This is a genomic window from Lutibacter sp. (assembly GCF_030692605.1).
Classification (GTDB): Bacteria; Bacteroidota; Bacteroidia; order Flavobacteriales; family Flavobacteriaceae; genus Lutibacter.
Genome location: NZ_JAUYUD010000112.1, coordinates 14,402 through 31,972 on the forward strand (window position 1 = coordinate 14,402; position 17,571 = coordinate 31,972).

The window sequence follows — 17,571 nt, forward strand, 5'->3', positions numbered from 1 at the left end:
TATAATTTATTTTTTGTAGGCCAATTTTAAACAAAAACTAACAACAAATAACTAAAGACCAACTATTAAAAATGAACAATACTATAAACAATACATCATTCAATTTTCCAAATCAAAAATCGGTCTACAAGGGGAAAGTTCGAGAAGTTTACAATATAAATGATACTATTTTGGTGATGATTGCTTCGGACAGACTTTCGGCATTTGATGTAATTATGCCAAAACAAATTCCTTTTAAGGGGCAAATTTTAAATCAGATAGCTTCAAAAATGATGGAAGCTACTAAAGATATTGTTCCTAATTGGATTATAGCTATTCCTGATTCAAATGTTGCTATTGGACATATGTGCACCCCTTTTAAAGTTGAAATGGTCATAAGAGGCTATTTATCGGGACATGCTGCACGAGAATATAAACTGGGTAAAAGAGTACTTTGTGGTGTTACTATGCCAGAAGGAATGAAAGAAAATGATAAGTTTCCTGAGCCAATTATAACACCTTCGACCAAGGCAGATGGCGGAGCACATGATGAAGATATTTCAAAAGAAAATATTTTATTAAAAGGAATTGTATCAAAAGAAGATTATAATGTTTTGGAGCAATATACAAAAGCTTTATTTAAAAAAGGAACTGAAATTTCTGCTGAACGTGGTTTAATTTTAGTTGACACAAAGTATGAATTTGGTAAAACAAAAGATGGTAAAATTGTATTAATTGATGAAATTCATACGCCAGATTCTTCTCGTTATTTTTATGCTGATGGTTATTTGGAAAGACAACTTAAAGGAGAAGATCAAAAACAATTATCGAAAGAATTTGTGCGCCAGTGGCTAATTGCTAATGGTTTTCAAGGTTTGAAAGGTCAAACTATTCCAGAAATGAGTGAAGAAAAAATTATAGAAATTTCAGAAAGGTATATTGAATTGTATGAAAAAATTACTGGTGAAAAATTTGTAAAATCGGATGTGAGCAATATTCTGGATAGAATTGAAAAAAATGTACTTTCTTTTTTAAATAAAGAAAATTAAATTTTAGTTTACAGCTATCCAAAATCTATCAAATAAAAAACCTTCATAAATAATTTTATGGAGGTTTTTTTTATTAGATGAATTAATAATAAAATGAAATAGAAGTGTAGCGTTTAAGCTTGTTTATGCGTATTGATTGTAAAAGTAAAAAACCGTTGGCGACTATTACGATTGAAAATTATTTTAAATAAAATATTTATGAAAAAGTATCTTATATTCTTGAGTATTTTGTTATCTATCAACATATCTTGTTCTGACGATAATGATAAAAATGATTGTATCGAGAATAAATTAGCATATGTGACCTCTGTTGATTCACCTTCCAATGGAGTTATAAATGAAATTATTAATATAGAAGTGAATTTTCAAGTAAACAATGGATGTGGAGAATTTGGAGAATTTATTGAAACACGAAACGGAAACGTGAAAATTATTGTGGTAAAAGCACGATATGAGGGATGCATGTGTACTGACAATTTGCCGATAAGAAAAGTGAATTATGAATTTATAACTCAAATCCCCGGAAATTATGAATTAAAATTTAAATCAAATGAGACCGATTTCATAATTGTAAATTTATTGATTGAATAAAACTGTAGCCAACACCTCATAAAATTTATGCTTAAAATCGAACTAGTGCAACCGACAAACATTCAACAATCGATTTGCTATAACCGAAAAATCTAAGATATTTAAGTCACAAAAAATATAATGCAAAGACAATAATCACTTTACGGAAAAAAAAATGAATCTTTTAAATAATTTTGTTATGAAAACAAAAATAACGATTTTAATTATCACAATGATTATTGGATTAACAAGTTGTAATAAAAATGATGATGAATTGAACTTAGTTAAATTCACACTTATTGGACAAAATAATCTTTACGGAAATGGAGCAGAAAACATTACTAAGCAAAAATTAGTAATTTCAGAATTAAACTCTTGGAATGAATTGATTGATAAAATGAATACTGTGAATGATGTAAGTGATGAATTTACAGAAACCGATATTGATTTTGCGAATTTTATTGTAATTGCGGTTTTTGATAAAGTATATGGAAATGGAGGGCATTCAATTGATATTATAAAAATTACCAAAAACGAGAACAAAGTAATTGTAACAATTGAAAATATTTTAGGCGGCGGCGCTACTGCTATAATGACTCAACCTTTTCACATTGTAAAAATTCCAAAAACTGACAAATTGATAATTTTTGAATAAATAAGAAACGTGCTAAACACCTTATAAAATTTATAAATATTAAAAAAAATAGAAATATGAAAAAACTGATTTGCCTTTTTATTTTAACAATGGAAATTATTTCCTGTAGTTCTGACGATAATACCAAAATTGACAATTCTGATTTGGTTGGAAAATGGAATTGGACAAATACTGATGGTGGAATTGCATTTCATATTCATGAAACACCAGAATTAACTGGAAAAATAATTCATCTGAGTTTAATGGAAAATTATACGTATTCAATAACTGAAAATGGGAATGAAATCTCAAATGGATTTTATGAGCTAATTATAAAAAAGTCAATTTACTCGGGAGAATTGGAAAGATTTATACAATTTCCTGAAAACCATCAGTACACAGGAATTGTAATGAAAGGAATAATAAAGACTTTTGAAAATATTAGATTGGATATTTCCGACAATAATCACGACGGAATTGGAAGTGGATTTGTAAGGATTGAATAAAAACTAGACGTAATACCTTATAAAATGGATACTTACATTAAAACTAAATAGGAAAATTATGAAACTAAAAATTTTAATTTTAATTGGATTTTTAATAACTACTCTTGCTTGTATTAGCAATGATGATGAAACAAGTCAAAATTTAAACGGAAACTACACTGGAATATTTACTGTAGAATACCCAGATGGAACAACTTTTACGAATGCTGTAACCGTTACATTTAGCGGTAAAAACATTTATAAAAGTACTGGGAATGGGAATAATAATGATTTTTATCCTTCAGGTGGAAACGGAACTTATGAAAAAGGAACCTCTAAAATTGTATTTAATGATATAAATATATGGTTAGCACATTTTGATTGGAATTTAATCTTAAGTGGAGAATATGATTATTCAACGAATGGAAATGAATTAATTATTTCAGGGAATAAAAACAATGTAGGGTTTTATAAATATAAATTGACCAAGGAATAACTACCGCCAACATGTATATAATTTATGTTCAAATCAAATTTAGTACAAACCGACAAACCTTCAATAAAAATATATGATTATATGAAAACTAAATTTATTCTTTTTGTTTTAATAATAGGATTAACTTCCTGTGACATTAGTAGTGATTGTGGCGATTGTTTTACTCCACCAAGAGAGTTTAATTTTGTATTTGTAGATGAAGATTCTTCTCAAGATTTATTTGAAAATGGAACATTTAATGTTAATGATTTAGCTGTTACCAATCTAAAAAATGAAACTACAAATTTTAAAATAATTAAATATCAGAATCAAACTGTTTTGTCTCTCAATTCAATTGGATGGGTTTTAGAGCCTAGTGTATATACAATTAAATTAAGTCCAGATGTTTCTGTGATTATTAATGTTGATATGGATAAAATATCGGGTGATTGTTGCACTTATTTTGAAGTTAAAGAGTTTAAAATTTTGAATTATGAATATTCAGAATCTACTTCAACAGGAATAATTAAAATTGAAATATAATTCACTATGAAAAAAATCGGTAGTATTCTTTTACAAATTTTTAGTATAGCTTTAGTTGTTATTTCTTGTAGTAAAAGTGATAATGTAAATACTTTAAATGCTTCTTTTTCAGATGTTTCGAGTACTGTTTTGAGAATAAATAAAGAAACATTTGACAAGATTAATAGCAGTCGTAAAAAAAACATAAGTGAAGGTGACGCATTTAGAATAAACAAAGGTGAAAGAAAAGGAGATATTTTACAATTAAACGTGTCATATAGTGGCGGATGTAAGCAACATTCTTTTGAAATTATTTGGGATGGATTGGTTTATACAAATAACCCTTGTTATATGAATCTACTCATAATTCATAGAGGGAATAATGATACTTGCAAAGCTTTAATTACTGAAACAATTATTGTGAACTTAAAAGAATTGGTGGGTGATATAACTTATAAAGATAAATGTGCTTATACTATTTTCAGTACCTTTAACTCAAGTGAAACCCCTGATATAGGAATTAAGGGGATAAACTAAAAATTTACACTAAGCATCGGCTAATTTAGTTAATTTGGAAGAAGGAATAAGTATTGATACCTATATTGAAAAACTCTTAACTGAGTGTAAAAAGGGCAATGAAATGTACCAAGAAAAGCTGTACAAGCATTTTTATGGGTATGCATTAAGTATTTGCAGATTATATACCTATTCAGACCATGATGCTGTTAGTATTTTAAATGATAGTTTTCTAAAGGCCTTTTCTTCAATACAAAAAAAAGAGTATAACAATTCGATACCTTTTAAAAATTGGTTAAGAAGAATTTTAATAAATACCGCTATTGATAATTATAGAAAAAACTCCAAACATAGCAATCATTTAGAAATTGAAAAGGCAGAATATTTAGAAACCGATACAGATACTATAAATGATTTAACTGTTGAAGATATTATAAAATTATTAGACTTTCTGCCTGAAACTCATCGATTGGTGTTTAATTTATATGAAATCCAGGGTTATAATCACCTTGAAATATCAAGTAAAATTGGTATTAGTGAAAGTGCATCAAGAGTTTTTTTAACAAGAGCTAAAAAAAAGTTAAGAGTTTTAATTTGCGAAAATTTTAAAGAAATTTATGGAAGATAATTTTGATAAAATATTAAGTAACAAGATTAAGGAAGTGTTTGAAAAAAGCGTTGTTCCGTACAATCCTGAGCATTGGAAGATGCTTGTTGCAAAAAAGAAAAAGCAACATAGAAAAGTTATTTTTTTCTGGAGATTTGCAGGAATATTGTTGCTGTTTTTAGTTGCAGGAAGTTTAGGTAAGTTTTTATTTGATAGTTCAGATTCAAAAAATCCAAGTAATCCGAAAGTAATTATTGATGATAAAAATAACTTATTGAGAACTGATACTTTAATTGATAATAATACATACATCACTAAAAATAAGACAGATAGTTTAAATACCGATGATTCAAGAGATACAGTAACTATTTTTAAAAGGTATATATCAAAATCAAACGCACAGCCTAAAATATATATTACGTCAATTGAAAATCATATTCCTGAAAATAGACAAAATAGTAAAAACAACGATGTGATTATTTTATCAGATTCATTAAAAATTAAAAATGCAATTGCTTCGAATGAATTATTGCAAACAAAAGAAAAATTAAATAATAATAATGTTGATTCTGAAAATGTGATATTAAATAACGATGATATAGTTATAAATTCTAACAAAATAAATGAGAAGAATCAAAAACAAATTAAAAAGGAGTTAGTAGCTTCATTGGAAGAGGAAAGCACAAGCGAAGAGGCTGAGAAAAAATCTATAAAATTGGGTGTTAATTTGTCACCGATTTTGAATTATAATCAAGAAAATGAAAATTCAACTATTGGATTTGCAGGTGGTGTTTCGGTTGAATTTCCAATTTCCAAAAATTTTGATATTTCTACAGGTGTTTTATATACCAACCAAAAGCTTAATTTAAATACGTATCCTAGTTATTATGGAGATGCGTTAAGTAATGTTAACCTAACAAATAATTTTAATAACCAATTAGAATCAAAAGACGCAATTATTAAGGGAATTGAAATTCCTATTGCACTAAAATATAATTTTTCGATAGTTAAAAAGGATGTGTTTATTTCAGCAGGATTTTCATCTACATCCTATTTTAAAGAAAATATTGAGGCAAACTATATTGTTACTAATAGAACAGAAAACATTTCGCAAGATTCCTTTGGAAACAACATAATTCAATATAATTTAGTTAAAAGCGATAAAAAAGTAATAACACCAACGGCATCAAATAATTTTAATTTCGCGAGTATTTTAAATGTTTCGTTTGGCGTTGAATTTCCTATTAAAAAACAATATCAATCAATTATTATTGAACCTTATTTTAAATATTCGTTGATTCCTGTTACCCAAGAAAAGGTTGATTTTTCAAGTGCAGGAATTTTTATACGTTACAATTTTAGCATGAAAAGAAACTAATTTTTTGTGCAACTGTAGCTATTTACTTGTTTTATACGTATTGATTATAGGTTAATAAATTTAATTACTACAATTGTAAAATCTCAATGCTTACCACATAAAAAATAGATGGTAGGCAGAGGTTTTACAAATCTAACAAGTAAAATTTTAATTTCTTAAAAATTGCAAAACTTCTAAATTATTACCAATGAAAAAAATTGTATTTATTCTTTTATGCAGTATTTTACTCCTAAGCTGTTCAAATAATGATGAAACGGAGTCTGAAGAATATTCTCAAATATGGCAATTAACAAAAATGACAGGTAGTGTTCCAAACTCTGAAACTACAGGAGGTAATATGGAGTGGCAAGAGTTTTATGTATTGAATTTAGATGGAACTTTTTTAAAATCACGCGAGCGAAATAATGTATTAATTAACATATCAGGGACTTATACTTATGAAAATATATCAGAAGAAAAATTTATTATGTCTAACTATCAATCGGAAAGTGCTATTATTGAAAATTGCACATCAGAATTAGAAGAATATTTAATTATTAGAAATAATAAATTTATTGGAACTTCGTCGGCTTGTGATGGTACAGGATTAGAATATGAGCGGTTAAAAATTTGTGGAACAAAATAAAAGTTTATTGCTGTTTTTGTTCCATTTAGCTTTTAATAAGTATAAAAAAAGGAAGCCGTCTCAATATTAAATTTTGAGACGGTTTTTTTATTTCTATTCAATTTCGGATATTTTTTATTTTTATGAATAAGGCAAAAATTGTCCTTAAGAAGCAATTTTCTTTCTTAAATTGTGTCCTAATGCCATTAAACCAAACTCTAATTCAACTTTTTCTAATCCTTTTAAAGAAAATCGTCTAAAATGGTTATTGTGTTTGAGTTGAGCAAATACAGGTTCTACATCGGCAGAGCGTTGTTTTCTTTTTTGTATTCCTGTTTCACTTAGCAATAATTCTCTTGTTCTTTGTTTGTGCCTTTCAAGGTTGTGATTTCTCTCTATGCATCTATTTCCTTTGGCTTTAAAACATTGCCCTCGCAGTGGACAACCCTCGCAGTTTTTGGCTTGGTAGTTTGATACCATTTGCTTATATCCTGCTTCTGTAGTTTTTTGGCTTTGATGTGTTTTGTGCATTTTTTGTCCCATTGGGCACACATAATAATCTTCTTGTTGATTATAATAAAGATTTTCTTTGCTAAATGCCTTGTGCTTTTTTTGGTAATTTTTGTCTTGCTCTTTATCAAAAGTATTGTATTTCACGTAAGCTGTAAGATCTTTCTGTTCTAGATAATCGTAGTTCTCTTCACTGCCATAACCAGCATCGGCTGTTATTTCTTCTAATTCTTGAAGCGCCTCTTCTCCAAAGGTTTGTTCAAAATTTTCTAAATGAGGTTTTAAAGTTTTGGTGTCGGTTGGATTTTGGTGGATGGTATAATGAACTATGATTTGATTCTCGGTTGATATTTGAGTATTGTAAGCTGGTTTGAGCTGCCCGTTCTTCATATGGTCTTCCTTCATACGCATAAAAGTAGCTTCCGTATCGGTTTTGCTATAACTGTTTCTCTCCCCTAAAACAGCTTCTTGCTCTAGGTATTTTTCTAAATTCTTAACAAAATTATTCTTGATATAACGAAGTTTGGCCTTTGCCTTGGAACTGGCTTTTTCGTTTCCAGAGAGCTTGGCATCTATTTTGGCTACTGTTTTCTCGATTACTTCTTTGCTGATTTCCTTAAACTCGGTTGGTTCCGGATTAGTCCCGTCTTCATTACCTATGCTTTGTGCATAGTTCCATAATTCCTCTAACTGAGTTAGCATTTTAGCTTTGTTGGTTTTGATGCTTTTGCCCCAAACAAAAGTGTAGCGACCTGCTTGTGCTTCTATTTTTGTCCCGTCGGTATAGATTTGTTTCAAAGTGATTAAGCCTTCTGAGGCCAACATCAACACCACTTGTTTGAAGATTTCCTTAAAACAGTCTTTAAGTTTGTTGCTTCTAAATCGATTGATGGTATTGTGATCAACAATAGTCATAGAGGTTAACCACATAAAGTTGATGTTCTCACGAAGTGCAAGTTCTATTTTACGTGAAGAATACACATTAGTCATATAAGCGTACAGCATCACTTTGAGCAACATCTTTGGATGATAACCTGGATTGCCTTCTTTGCTGTAAGCTTTTAAAAGCGGCTGAATGTTGAGAGACTCAACAACTTGGTCAACTACTCGAACGGGATGTTTCTCTGGAATTAAATCGTCAAACGAATAAGGTAAAAGTATCGTTTGTTGTTGGTTGTAATGTCTGAAATTCATAGTTAAGTATCTGTATATCAATGATTAAATATACAAAAAACTAATAAAACTTCCAAATAAAAGTATAAATAAACCGTCTCTAGTTGTGAGACAGCTTCTTATAAAAAAAACTAATGATGCGTTAATTGGCTATTTCAGAGCCAATATAGCTACTGTTAGAAACTTTACCATCTAGTGCAACAAACGCCATAAAAAGTTCAACAGTGTCACCTGCATAAGTATTAGGAATAGTCAGAACATCGGTTCCGGCTATTCTATCAGCTCCTGCTAATTGATATGTTGATTCATTTTTTATTGGGTTGTAAACCAATAGCATTGCTCTGTCTGTTGGTTTTGCATTATTCTCTGTGGAATTATCACCCCAACTAAAAGAAACCTGTCCGGCTGTTGATAAATCAGCTGTAGGGTTTAAAGCTTTTGATAAAATTCCTTTGCTCAATAGAGCAGAGGAATAATCAACTGAAAAATCAGGAGATACTCCAATTATGGCATTATTTAAAACATAAGACATTGCAGCATTAAACGCTGTTTGTTTAATTGCAAAACTCTTATAACCAACATTGACAAAATCTTTGTTTGGTTGCAAAAATTCTAAGGTTGCTGTGAACTTGTTTCTTTGGTTCACTTGACCTTCAGTTCTTGGATTCGCTACACTTGTTGGTTTGATCCTAATGTAATCAATACCTTTCCAGCTTCCGCCAATAATATTTCCTACTTTACCTGATAAACCTCCAAGGATTCCTTGACCTATTTTACCCATTACTATTATATATTAAATTAAATAAAAATTATTTGGATTTGGTACGGCTTTGGCCTGAAGCTTTTCCAATCTTATGTAATATAAGGCAACTATTATGCAAATCTATTGTAATGGATTTTGTTTCAGGGTTTTGCATCATTTTGCACTTCAAATAATTTAATGTTTTTTACAGAATCTTTTTTTACTGTTAAAATGTCAGTAAAGCAACTTTTAAATCAGTTATTAACTTCAATTGCATTTTAATATTCTGCTCAAAAGCATCTATTTTCTTTAATTTTTCAATCTTCTGTTTCCATTGAAGTTGCTCATTATTTTGCAAAGCATTATAAATTACTTTTTTTGTATCCATTATGCAAATAAATGGAATCACACTTCCTTTTAAATAGTTACTGAAATACCTGCCAATTTTAAGGGATAAACACAGGTAAAAAAGTGATTCCCGGACTTCATCGGAATTGGTTATGATCACAAAGCAATTCGGGCAGGGTTCCGGCATTGGTTTGCCGCTGTTCAGGCCTTTATTCAGAATGAAAAAGTGCGGTTTTGTGTAAGTTCTTCCGATCTGGTGAGTTTTGATTTCAAAAGTTGGCATAGTAACGCAATTAAAATTATGATTCGCTGCGCTCACAAATCATTTTTAAAAGAAAAAAGAAAAAAAGAAAGTAGTTTACTTGTTGGCGTTGGATGGCTGTCAAGTTTTTTTGAAAAAATACAACCCTGCTGAAATGTTTTTTAGGAAGGAAATTAAAATAGGGTGGAGATTTTTTTAAAAACCCGTAGGGCTTGAACTTTATAGCCAAAAGCATCGGATGATGGTAGCCAAATAATTTTACTTACTTTTTTTATTTTTTTATATGCAATGTTTATTAGTAATTTTTCACATAGCGAGGTCGATGATTTTCTAAATATTCAAGAATTTCAAGTTTCTTGTAGTATACACGGCTGCCGATTTTGTAAGGAATTAATTTGCCTTTTCTAGACCAATTCCAAAGGGTAGAGGAATCAACTTTTAAAAAGTCAATTGTTTCTTCCCGAGACAATAAAGTATCATCATTTTTTGTTGCATATTCTTTTAGATACACTTCAATTTTTGACAATAGTTTATCAGCTACTGCATCGGCTAATTCATCGATAGTAAATTCTTGTATTTGAATTGTTTTAGTAATCATAATCAATGGTTTAGAGTTTATACTAAAATACAAAAATTCGCTTATTTAATTCTAAACATAGCGCAGCTAAAAATGAGGAGCATTTTAGCGAGCCGCCAGCGAAGTTGAGCGAGGGTGGTGTGGGTTGAGCACGTTGCCAACGGCATAAGTGCGTCCCACGCCTACGTGGTACACGCAAGGGTGGCGGTGTTTTTGAGGCGACGGATAGGCAAGGGCAATTTATGAAGTGAAGCGTGACGAGTGGTGTGTGCTCCGCTTTGGTTGTTGGATTGTGATATTAGCGGTTGGTTAATTGGATAGAAAATTATTGTTTGAATTACAATTTGCGGAGCGCCATAACGAGGAACAATGAACGGAATACTTTGCTCTTGTGAGCGTTTGCAATATGTGATAATCCGTTGTGAAATTTGAAGTTAATCGGTTGGTTGGTAACTAAAAATTAATGGTTTGTTGAGATTGAATAATTACTTGCAACGGTTATTTCATATGCAAAATGGGGCTTTCAAAAACTGTGACACCCTTTTTTAGCCCGAGCGAGCAGCAGGCGAGCCAAATTATGAAACAGCGGTTGTACCCAAATAAAAGCCTTGCGCAGCAAAACCTTAAAGGGTTTGGGTACAAAAGTAGCTGTGCGTGAGAAATGCGTGTAATGTGTGAAGTAAAATAAACAAATAGCACTAAACGAGGATGTGTCACCGCAGTAGTGCTATTTGTGGTATATGCAAGGGTTGGTTACCGGGATTAGGGTTTTAATAAATAACTAACTTTACAAGCCACTTTTACTTTTACATTAAATGCCCTTGCAGATATATTTTATGGAACAAAATGAAGCGGATTGCGAACACCTTATAACCAAATCGTTCAAAAAATGCCTACGAATGGAATTACCGTATTCATTAACTCCATCTAAATCAAATGAATTGAGAGAAATAGCAGTCATTATATTTTCTGTTAAGTTTACAGGTAATATAACTTCATCTCGAAATGGCCGCTGATTTACAAAATTAAGTGCTAAAAAGCTAAAGTAAAAGTTATTTCTAATTCTTTCAATTGACCCATTAAATTCATTTAAAATTGTAGTCATAGTTTTCTTTTGAGATTATTTGCAAACTTGTTTTAAAAGAATAAAAGGCACTCTTTCAATTCTTGCTTTTTTTATGTGCTTTTCATTCTTAAAAATGATGATTATTAAATACTTGAGATTAATTATGCAAACCATACGGAATTACTTTAAGTAACGTTAATTTATGGTCTTCAATTTTATAAATATAACTTTGGCCTTCAGTAGCAGTTCCCTCAGGTTCCGTTAATAGTTGTTTTGTTTTTTTATTTAACTGAGATATTCTGATACTATCCCATTCTACTTGATGTTGGAATTGATTTTTGAAGGAGTTATATAAGTAGTATTGGTAATAACAGGATTTGCCACATTCACTTCTTATGGAAAAGTCTAAAAAACCATCCATATTAAAATCATAGAGGTACAAATAAATTGTACCCAATGCTGTTTCATCCTCTATATTATTTATTGTTTGTAAAAGTCTGTTTTTATAGTATATTTTTAACTCACCAATACCACCATAATTATAACCTAAGTTTTCGGAATAACTTAATTTACCATCCCATTTAACATTAAATGTTAGGTTTTGAAACTTAAGCACTTCGGTTTTGGTAATTGTAAAAAACGGAACTGTTTTGTGCGGATATACGAACCAATTTGCACCCGTAAATCCTTGGGAATATACAACTGTGCTGATAAAAAATATTAAGAGTAATTGTGCTTTTTTCATAAGTTTATTTTGAATTTTAGGGAACGATTGGATTCCAGTTTAATTCTTTTTCATTTAATTTGTTATCCATCATTTCAAAAACTTCTTCTACTAAATTGTCGTCTAGATATGGACCTAAAACATCCCAAAATGAATCAGAGCATAATGACCATCTTTCAGCATAATATGCAATTAAATTAAGAGTTAAAGGGATACCTGTATTAGCACTTAAAAAAAACCAAGGAACATAGCTAAAATCAACATTTTTCATAAATTCTAATGACCAAGGAAGACTTCTATTCCTAGCTAAAGACTCCTTATCCCATTTACCCCAATATTTTTTAATTAATTCAAGAGACCAAGGAATATTTTCATTTTCACTTAAAATTTTAAAATCTAAATTTTGTATGTATCGTTCAATTAATTCTAATGACCAAGGGAGGCTTTCATTTTTACTTAATAACTTCCAATCCCACTTTTTCAAGTATCTTTCAATTAATTCTTCTGACCAGGGAAGGCTTTTGTTTTTACTTAATTGAGCCCAATTCCAATTTTTTTTGAAAGCTTCTATAAAATCTAAACTCCAAGGAAGATTTTCATTACTACTCAAGAAATACCATAAATCTCTGTTTACATATTTCTTAATTAGTGTCTCAGAACAAGGAGAAACTATTGAACCATTCCAGCTCCATTTATGTTTGTTTCTTTCTTTAAAATCTTTAGAATATGACGTAATTATAAATTTATTTAAAAAATACCAATCCCATTTATCACTAAATTTTTCAATAAAAGATTCTGACCAAGGTAAACTCCTGTTATAAGATAAAACATCCCAAACCCATTTATCATTATATTTATCTATTAAATCTTCTGACCAAGGAAGATTACTATTTGTGCTAAGAGATTCCCAAACCCATTTATTTAAATATTTGTCAAAGAAAAATTTTGACCAGGGTAGATGACTATTTGAACTCAAACATCTCCAATCCCATTTATCTTCATATTTATCTATTAAATCTTCTGACCAAGGAAGATTCTTGTTATTACTTAAAAATTCCCAACCAATATATTTTCCATATATTTCAATAACATCGAGTGACCAAGGAATATTCTTATTTTTTGTAAAATCATTCTTCCAATCCCATTTGTCTTTGTATCTATAAATTAATTCTTTTGTTATTAATAAGTTTTCATTACCACTTAGCAAATCCCAAGAAAAATTATCCTTATACTTAGCAAGTAATTGTTCAGATAGAGGGTAATGCCTAGATATTAAATCAATAAAAAGGGTTAGATTTTTTTGAAAGATTTCTTTTACTAGGTGTACTTCATTTTTGGTTGGAAGTTTTAGGAGCGTGTCTATAATAATTGGATTGTTAAATGTTTCTGCAAATTGTATTATTTCTGGGGCTATTTTAATATCATTTAAAGTTAGTTTATTTTTTAAATATAATCCTTCTAAAGATTTTACTCTGCTTAATGCTACATACGCCTGGCCACTTGCAAAAGTACCAGTGCCAAAATCTACCATTAATTTATCAAATGTTAATCCTTGACTTTTATGGATGGTAATTGCCCAAGCTAATTTTAAAGGATATTGTTTAAAAACACCCAAAATTTTCTGTTCAATTTTTCGTTGTCCTCTATTGTATGAATAACTAGTGTTTTCCCATTCTACTTGTGCAATTAAATGAATTTCTCCATTTTCTAATTGTACATATATTTCATCCTCTGAAAGCTCGTGTATTTTAGCTATTGTGCCATTGTACCATCTTTCTTCTCTATCGTTTTTTATAAAAATAACCTGCGTTCCTTCTTTTAAGCATAAATATTCATCGGTAGGGAATTTTTTTTCTTCAAACTCATTATAAATTTCTGCTTGGAAGGTGTATTGCTTTGATACTAATTTCTTTAGTTGGTTGTCATTCACTATTTTAGCAGCATCATTACGAGTGGTAAGATTAATTACAAATTCATTATCTAATGTTGTAGTGTCTTTACAGACTCTTTTGTTAATTTCTGATATTTCGGCATTTGTAATTGTTTTATTTCTAACTTTATCTAACAAATCAATAAAAGATTGATTTGATTGACGGTATACCGTTTTTAGTTCAATTGAAGGCAATTCAAATTCTTTAAATACCCACGCATTGAAAAAATATGCAGTGCCATAATGTTCCTCTATGATTGCTTTATCATCCTTGCCTACAACGATAGGTTCTAACTGAAACATATCACCAACAAAAATAACTTGTTTACCACCAAAGGGCAGGTTTGGATTCCCACCATTTTTGCGCAATGAAGCATCAATACCATCTATTAAGTCAGCTCTTACCATTGATACTTCATCAATTATAAGTGTGTCGGCTTCTAAAATTAATTGCCCTTTATCTGAATTTATCGGAAAAGTTATTATTTCATTATCATTAGGAAGTAAAGGTCTTATTGGAAAATTAAAAAGGGAATGTATTGTTACACCACCTACATTTACAGCAGCAATACCTGTTGGAGCAACTACCATAAAATTTTTAGCAATATTTTTTACAATGTATTTTAAAAAAGTAGACTTACCAGTACCGGCTTTTCCTGTTAAGAAAAATGATTGATTTGTGTGTTCAATGAGTTCGAGTGCTTTTAAAAACTCTTTATTTTTAAGATCCATTTCCATAGCTTTATTGGTATAACTTGTTTTTAATAAAGATTATTACAAAAACCATAATTTATTATTTGAAGTATCATTTGGAGTCGCATTAAAACGAGGTGCTATTTGTGCCAACATTTCGGGATATTTTATAGTTACCGGAACATTTTGTTGTCGCATTGATTTCCAATACAAACGGCTAAATTGATAGACTTGCGTTAATAGTTTTAAAATAACTTCATTATCTTCTAAAGCATTTTTATCAGGGCTACTGATATTTATTTTGATAGGAAAGTGGTAGCCTTCAGATGCTGGGTATTTGTTATTTGAATCATATCTTGCATTGTTGAATAATAGATATTTGTTATATCCTATGCGAATGTAAGTACCACTTTTTGGCATTAAATTACCGTCCCAATTTAAATCGTAGGCAAATATATCTTCACTGTCGGTTTTATTGATATTTAAAATATACAGAGGAACATTAAGGTTTAAAGCGTTCATTCCCTGTATAATTGGCTGTAATTCTTCATAGCGCATTTCTTTATAGAAATGTATCACTACTTTATCAGCTTCGGCAACTGAGGTAAAATTGCGAATAGCGTTGCAAATACTCCCAGCTAATAGTTTAGATTCATTGTTTGTAAAGTACTCAAAACGGCTAAATAGTCCATTGTTTTGAAAGCTAAAAGCACTTGCTATATAGCGTCTGTTTTCATCTCTATTTGTAAATGCACCTACACCAATTACTAATTCTTTTTGGCTTGTTACTGCTAATTTCCAAGGTACACCACCTAATTTAGCGTGTAATGCTAATGAGATGTTATTTAAGTGCCATTGGTACTTGTTTATATTTTTATGTAGGTCGTTGTGGTCTATTACTTGTGATACAATGTTTTCATTTAGTAATAATTCTTTTACACGATAGTAGATTATTTTTTCTTCGGGATCTTGTGTGTATTTACTTACGGGACTTATAAAAAAAGCGGCGTATTGTACATTATCATCAAATGTTAAGGTTCCTAATTTTTCTTCAATTTCAGGAATTGGATTGGATAGATTTTTATATTCTATAAAATGATGACTTGCTACTTCTATTTTTAAATTTAAAAAATTTTCAATGCCTATAAAATTACTCCCTGTTCCATTTTTTAAATGATTGTATAATAGTTTAATAGTTGCTTGGTGTGATTGGTGATGTATAAAGAAAATTTTAATGTTAGGGTTAGGAGGGCGGCGATAAGGTTTGAAATTTGGTAAATCAAATTTGGGAACTTTACCTGTGTTTTTATTGCCATATTCTAACGTGCCTAACTCTTGTTTTATGTGGTTGATTCTGTTTAGTGGAACATCTATAAATTCATCATCATAGATAGGTATTATTTGTTTAAACTCTGAGGTAATCAATTCTCGGTTTTTAAAAGCATTTAAAATTGTGAGGTATCTTTTATAACGGTTTTCGCGAGAAGGTGCTTCTAAAGGAATATTTAATGCACGTGCTAAGTTTAAATTGAAAATTGGGTATGCTTCATTAAAATTGATACTATTGTAAAAATCTTCTTTTTCAGGGGTATCTATTTTTATTTGATAGTTGTATATTTTAGTACCAATAATTGTTTTTTTAATAAGGGTGGTATCTTCAATTTCAGCTACTGACTTTTTTAATATTTTAGATGTACCATCGTAGGAAACTACTAATTCAGGATACTCAGTAACTTGTGCGAATTGAATTTTTAGTGAAAATTTATAGTGTAATTGGTAATGAGGATTGTTATTGTTTTTACCGGGTATCCAAACTTGTGTATCACCAACAAAGTTTTTATCTGTTACATATCCTTTGTTTAAAAAGTGCCGTTTTACCTTATTTTTTAAATATTGCTTGTAAATAGACAATTCTTGGCCGAACATTGCTATTTGAATAGGAATGCCATTTGTTGAAGGTGTATCAAATGTTGTATATATGTATTCGGTTTCCTTTGGGTTTACCTTTGGAAATGCTTTTAAAATATTTTCACTTAATTTTGAACTGTGTATTCGATGGCTTCCTTCAATATCATTTAGTGTAAAATAAAACGTAGGTTTATTTTCTGGCCAATCAAAGGATAGGATGTTGCATTTTAAGTGTTCTTTCATAGGTTTTAAAATCTTTTTCTTTTAATTTTTGTTTCACTTAGTAGTTTCGAGTTTTATTTAATGAGCTGTTTTAAAAATTTCAAGATATTTTAGGTTTGAATTTTACTATATTTCGATGCATTTGTTTTATCATTAAATTTAGGGTATCTCCCGAATTTTTCAATATATGCAGCCCAACAGTCGTATTCGCATTTTGCTACTTCTCCCATAATTCTTAAATCATTTGGGGAAGGAATTTTATTATTACATTCAAAAGAGTGTATTGCAACATAGATATTATTTTTTATAATTTCATAGTTTTCATACTCATATAAGAATCTGTCAGCACCACCGTGATTGGTTCTCTTCTTTTTAATTGTTGTATCAAATTGATTTAAACGACTTTTTAAACCTCCTTTAGAATTTGTCATTCCAATATATTCTAAATCTTGAATGAAATTAAACTCATTCAGTAATTTATCAGAAACGGCAATACAATATATACCTATATAACGTATACCTTCAAGCTCATTCCTGTTTTCCCATTTTATCCAATTTGTAAATTTGTTTTCCATAGTAAATTATTAGCAAAGAGTT

At 29.8% G+C, this 17,571-nt stretch carries 19 protein-coding genes; 10 read left to right on the top strand and 9 right to left on the bottom strand.

The features are described from left to right. The first annotated feature begins 71 nt into the window (after window positions 1-71). The 10 genes from Q8S45_RS11975 to Q8S45_RS12020 all read left to right on the top strand — a co-directional run bounded on the left by Q8S45_RS11975 (window position 72) and on the right by Q8S45_RS12020 (window position 6,840). Window positions 72-1,028 carry a phosphoribosylaminoimidazolesuccinocarboxamide synthase gene (locus Q8S45_RS11975; RefSeq protein WP_305605100.1) on the top strand — a complete coding sequence of 319 codons (957 nt, stop codon included), beginning with the start codon at window positions 72-74 and terminating at the stop codon, window positions 1,026-1,028. 198 nt (window positions 1,029-1,226) lie between these two features. Then, window positions 1,227-1,619: a hypothetical protein gene (locus Q8S45_RS11980; protein WP_305605103.1), complete on the top strand. Its 393-nt coding sequence runs from the start codon at window positions 1,227-1,229 to the stop codon at window positions 1,617-1,619. 178 nt (window positions 1,620-1,797) lie between these two features. Then, window positions 1,798-2,253 carry a protease complex subunit PrcB family protein gene (locus Q8S45_RS11985; RefSeq protein ID WP_305605105.1) on the top strand — a complete coding sequence of 152 codons (456 nt, stop codon included), beginning with the start codon at window positions 1,798-1,800 and terminating at the stop codon, window positions 2,251-2,253. A gap of 89 nt (window positions 2,254-2,342) precedes the next feature. Then, window positions 2,343-2,738: a hypothetical protein gene (locus Q8S45_RS11990; protein ID WP_305605108.1), complete on the top strand. Its 396-nt coding sequence runs from the start codon at window positions 2,343-2,345 to the stop codon at window positions 2,736-2,738. Between the two features lie 58 nt (window positions 2,739-2,796). Continuing rightward, window positions 2,797-3,213 (top strand): hypothetical protein, encoded by a 417-nt coding sequence (locus tag Q8S45_RS11995; protein ID WP_305605110.1) that lies wholly within the window; start codon window positions 2,797-2,799, stop codon window positions 3,211-3,213. Window positions 3,214-3,294: 81 nt separating this feature from the next. Further along, window positions 3,295-3,735 (top strand): hypothetical protein, encoded by a 441-nt coding sequence (locus tag Q8S45_RS12000; RefSeq protein ID WP_305605113.1) that lies wholly within the window; start codon window positions 3,295-3,297, stop codon window positions 3,733-3,735. Window positions 3,736-3,741: 6 nt separating this feature from the next. Beyond that, on the top strand, window positions 3,742-4,251 hold the full coding sequence (locus Q8S45_RS12005; RefSeq protein WP_305605116.1) for a hypothetical protein: 510 nt from the start codon (window positions 3,742-3,744) through the stop codon (window positions 4,249-4,251). A 34-nt stretch (window positions 4,252-4,285) separates the two neighbouring features. Continuing rightward, a complete protein-coding gene (locus Q8S45_RS12010; RefSeq protein WP_305605118.1) occupies window positions 4,286-4,858 on the top strand; it encodes an RNA polymerase sigma factor in 573 nt (190 codons plus the stop codon). Further along, window positions 4,848-6,215 carry an outer membrane beta-barrel protein gene (locus Q8S45_RS12015; RefSeq protein ID WP_305605121.1) on the top strand — a complete coding sequence of 456 codons (1,368 nt, stop codon included), beginning with the start codon at window positions 4,848-4,850 and terminating at the stop codon, window positions 6,213-6,215. The genes Q8S45_RS12010 and Q8S45_RS12015 overlap by 11 nt, the downstream gene beginning before the upstream one ends. Window positions 6,216-6,402: 187 nt before the next feature. Then, window positions 6,403-6,840: a hypothetical protein gene (locus Q8S45_RS12020; protein WP_305605124.1), complete on the top strand. Its 438-nt coding sequence runs from the start codon at window positions 6,403-6,405 to the stop codon at window positions 6,838-6,840. Between the two features lie 144 nt (window positions 6,841-6,984). Here the strand turns inward: Q8S45_RS12020 and Q8S45_RS12025 are convergent, their stop codons facing one another. The 9 genes from Q8S45_RS12025 to Q8S45_RS12065 form a co-directional block, all read right to left on the bottom strand. Then, the gene (locus Q8S45_RS12025; RefSeq protein ID WP_305605127.1) at window positions 6,985-8,523 is read right to left on the bottom strand and encodes an IS1182 family transposase; all 1,539 of its coding nucleotides are present in this window, start codon (window positions 8,521-8,523) and stop codon (window positions 6,985-6,987) included. A 121-nt stretch (window positions 8,524-8,644) separates the two neighbouring features. Further along, window positions 8,645-9,283, bottom strand: a complete 639-nt coding sequence (locus tag Q8S45_RS12030) for a DUF6266 family protein (protein ID WP_305605130.1) — start codon at window positions 9,281-9,283, stop codon at window positions 8,645-8,647. 187 nt (window positions 9,284-9,470) lie between these two features. Further along, the gene (locus tag Q8S45_RS12035; protein ID WP_305605133.1) at window positions 9,471-9,875 is read right to left on the bottom strand and encodes a hypothetical protein; all 405 of its coding nucleotides are present in this window, start codon (window positions 9,873-9,875) and stop codon (window positions 9,471-9,473) included. A gap of 274 nt (window positions 9,876-10,149) precedes the next feature. Then, on the bottom strand, window positions 10,150-10,452 hold the full coding sequence (locus Q8S45_RS12040) for a helix-turn-helix domain-containing protein (protein WP_305605136.1): 303 nt from the start codon (window positions 10,450-10,452) through the stop codon (window positions 10,150-10,152). 790 nt (window positions 10,453-11,242) lie between these two features. Further along, window positions 11,243-11,536 (bottom strand): hypothetical protein, encoded by a 294-nt coding sequence (locus Q8S45_RS12045; protein ID WP_305605139.1) that lies wholly within the window; start codon window positions 11,534-11,536, stop codon window positions 11,243-11,245. Window positions 11,537-11,654: 118 nt separating this feature from the next. Beyond that, window positions 11,655-12,242, bottom strand: a complete 588-nt coding sequence (locus tag Q8S45_RS12050) for a hypothetical protein (RefSeq protein ID WP_305605142.1) — start codon at window positions 12,240-12,242, stop codon at window positions 11,655-11,657. 16 nt (window positions 12,243-12,258) lie between these two features. After that, the gene (locus Q8S45_RS12055; protein WP_305605145.1) at window positions 12,259-14,889 is read right to left on the bottom strand and encodes an ATP-dependent RecD-like DNA helicase; all 2,631 of its coding nucleotides are present in this window, start codon (window positions 14,887-14,889) and stop codon (window positions 12,259-12,261) included. 36 nt (window positions 14,890-14,925) lie between these two features. Continuing rightward, window positions 14,926-16,995 carry a Piwi domain-containing protein gene (locus Q8S45_RS12060; protein ID WP_305605148.1) on the bottom strand — a complete coding sequence of 690 codons (2,070 nt, stop codon included), beginning with the start codon at window positions 16,993-16,995 and terminating at the stop codon, window positions 14,926-14,928. Window positions 16,996-17,084: 89 nt separating this feature from the next. Beyond that, a complete protein-coding gene (locus tag Q8S45_RS12065) occupies window positions 17,085-17,549 on the bottom strand; it encodes a hypothetical protein (protein ID WP_305605151.1) in 465 nt (154 codons plus the stop codon). Between the last annotated feature and the right edge of the window lie 22 nt (window positions 17,550-17,571).

What these genes read in the sequence shown, in the direction of transcription:
- Q8S45_RS11975 (WP_305605100.1), top strand. Translation starts at nt 72, where the DNA reads ATGAACAATACTATAAACAATACATCATTCAATTTTCCAAATCAAAAA.
- Q8S45_RS11980 (WP_305605103.1), top strand. Translation starts at nt 1,227, where the DNA reads ATGAAAAAGTATCTTATATTCTTGAGTATTTTGTTATCTATCAACATA.
- Q8S45_RS11985 (WP_305605105.1), top strand. Translation starts at nt 1,798, where the DNA reads ATGAAAACAAAAATAACGATTTTAATTATCACAATGATTATTGGATTA.
- Q8S45_RS11990 (WP_305605108.1), top strand. Translation starts at nt 2,343, where the DNA reads ATGGAAATTATTTCCTGTAGTTCTGACGATAATACCAAAATTGACAAT.
- Q8S45_RS11995 (WP_305605110.1), top strand. Translation starts at nt 2,797, where the DNA reads ATGAAACTAAAAATTTTAATTTTAATTGGATTTTTAATAACTACTCTT.
- Q8S45_RS12000 (WP_305605113.1), top strand. Translation starts at nt 3,295, where the DNA reads ATGAAAACTAAATTTATTCTTTTTGTTTTAATAATAGGATTAACTTCC.
- Q8S45_RS12005 (WP_305605116.1), top strand. Translation starts at nt 3,742, where the DNA reads ATGAAAAAAATCGGTAGTATTCTTTTACAAATTTTTAGTATAGCTTTA.
- Q8S45_RS12015 (WP_305605121.1), top strand. Translation starts at nt 4,848, where the DNA reads ATGGAAGATAATTTTGATAAAATATTAAGTAACAAGATTAAGGAAGTG.
- Q8S45_RS12020 (WP_305605124.1), top strand. Translation starts at nt 6,403, where the DNA reads ATGAAAAAAATTGTATTTATTCTTTTATGCAGTATTTTACTCCTAAGC.
- Q8S45_RS12025 (WP_305605127.1), bottom strand. Translation starts at nt 8,523, where the DNA reads ATGAATTTCAGACATTACAACCAACAACAAACGATACTTTTACCTTAT.
- Q8S45_RS12030 (WP_305605130.1), bottom strand. Translation starts at nt 9,283, where the DNA reads ATGGGTAAAATAGGTCAAGGAATCCTTGGAGGTTTATCAGGTAAAGTA.
- Q8S45_RS12035 (WP_305605133.1), bottom strand. Translation starts at nt 9,875, where the DNA reads ATGCCAACTTTTGAAATCAAAACTCACCAGATCGGAAGAACTTACACA.
- Q8S45_RS12040 (WP_305605136.1), bottom strand. Translation starts at nt 10,452, where the DNA reads ATGATTACTAAAACAATTCAAATACAAGAATTTACTATCGATGAATTA.
- Q8S45_RS12045 (WP_305605139.1), bottom strand. Translation starts at nt 11,536, where the DNA reads ATGACTACAATTTTAAATGAATTTAATGGGTCAATTGAAAGAATTAGA.
- Q8S45_RS12050 (WP_305605142.1), bottom strand. Translation starts at nt 12,242, where the DNA reads ATGAAAAAAGCACAATTACTCTTAATATTTTTTATCAGCACAGTTGTA.
- Q8S45_RS12055 (WP_305605145.1), bottom strand. Translation starts at nt 14,889, where the DNA reads ATGGAAATGGATCTTAAAAATAAAGAGTTTTTAAAAGCACTCGAACTC.
- Q8S45_RS12060 (WP_305605148.1), bottom strand. Translation starts at nt 16,995, where the DNA reads ATGAAAGAACACTTAAAATGCAACATCCTATCCTTTGATTGGCCAGAA.
- Q8S45_RS12065 (WP_305605151.1), bottom strand. Translation starts at nt 17,549, where the DNA reads ATGGAAAACAAATTTACAAATTGGATAAAATGGGAAAACAGGAATGAG.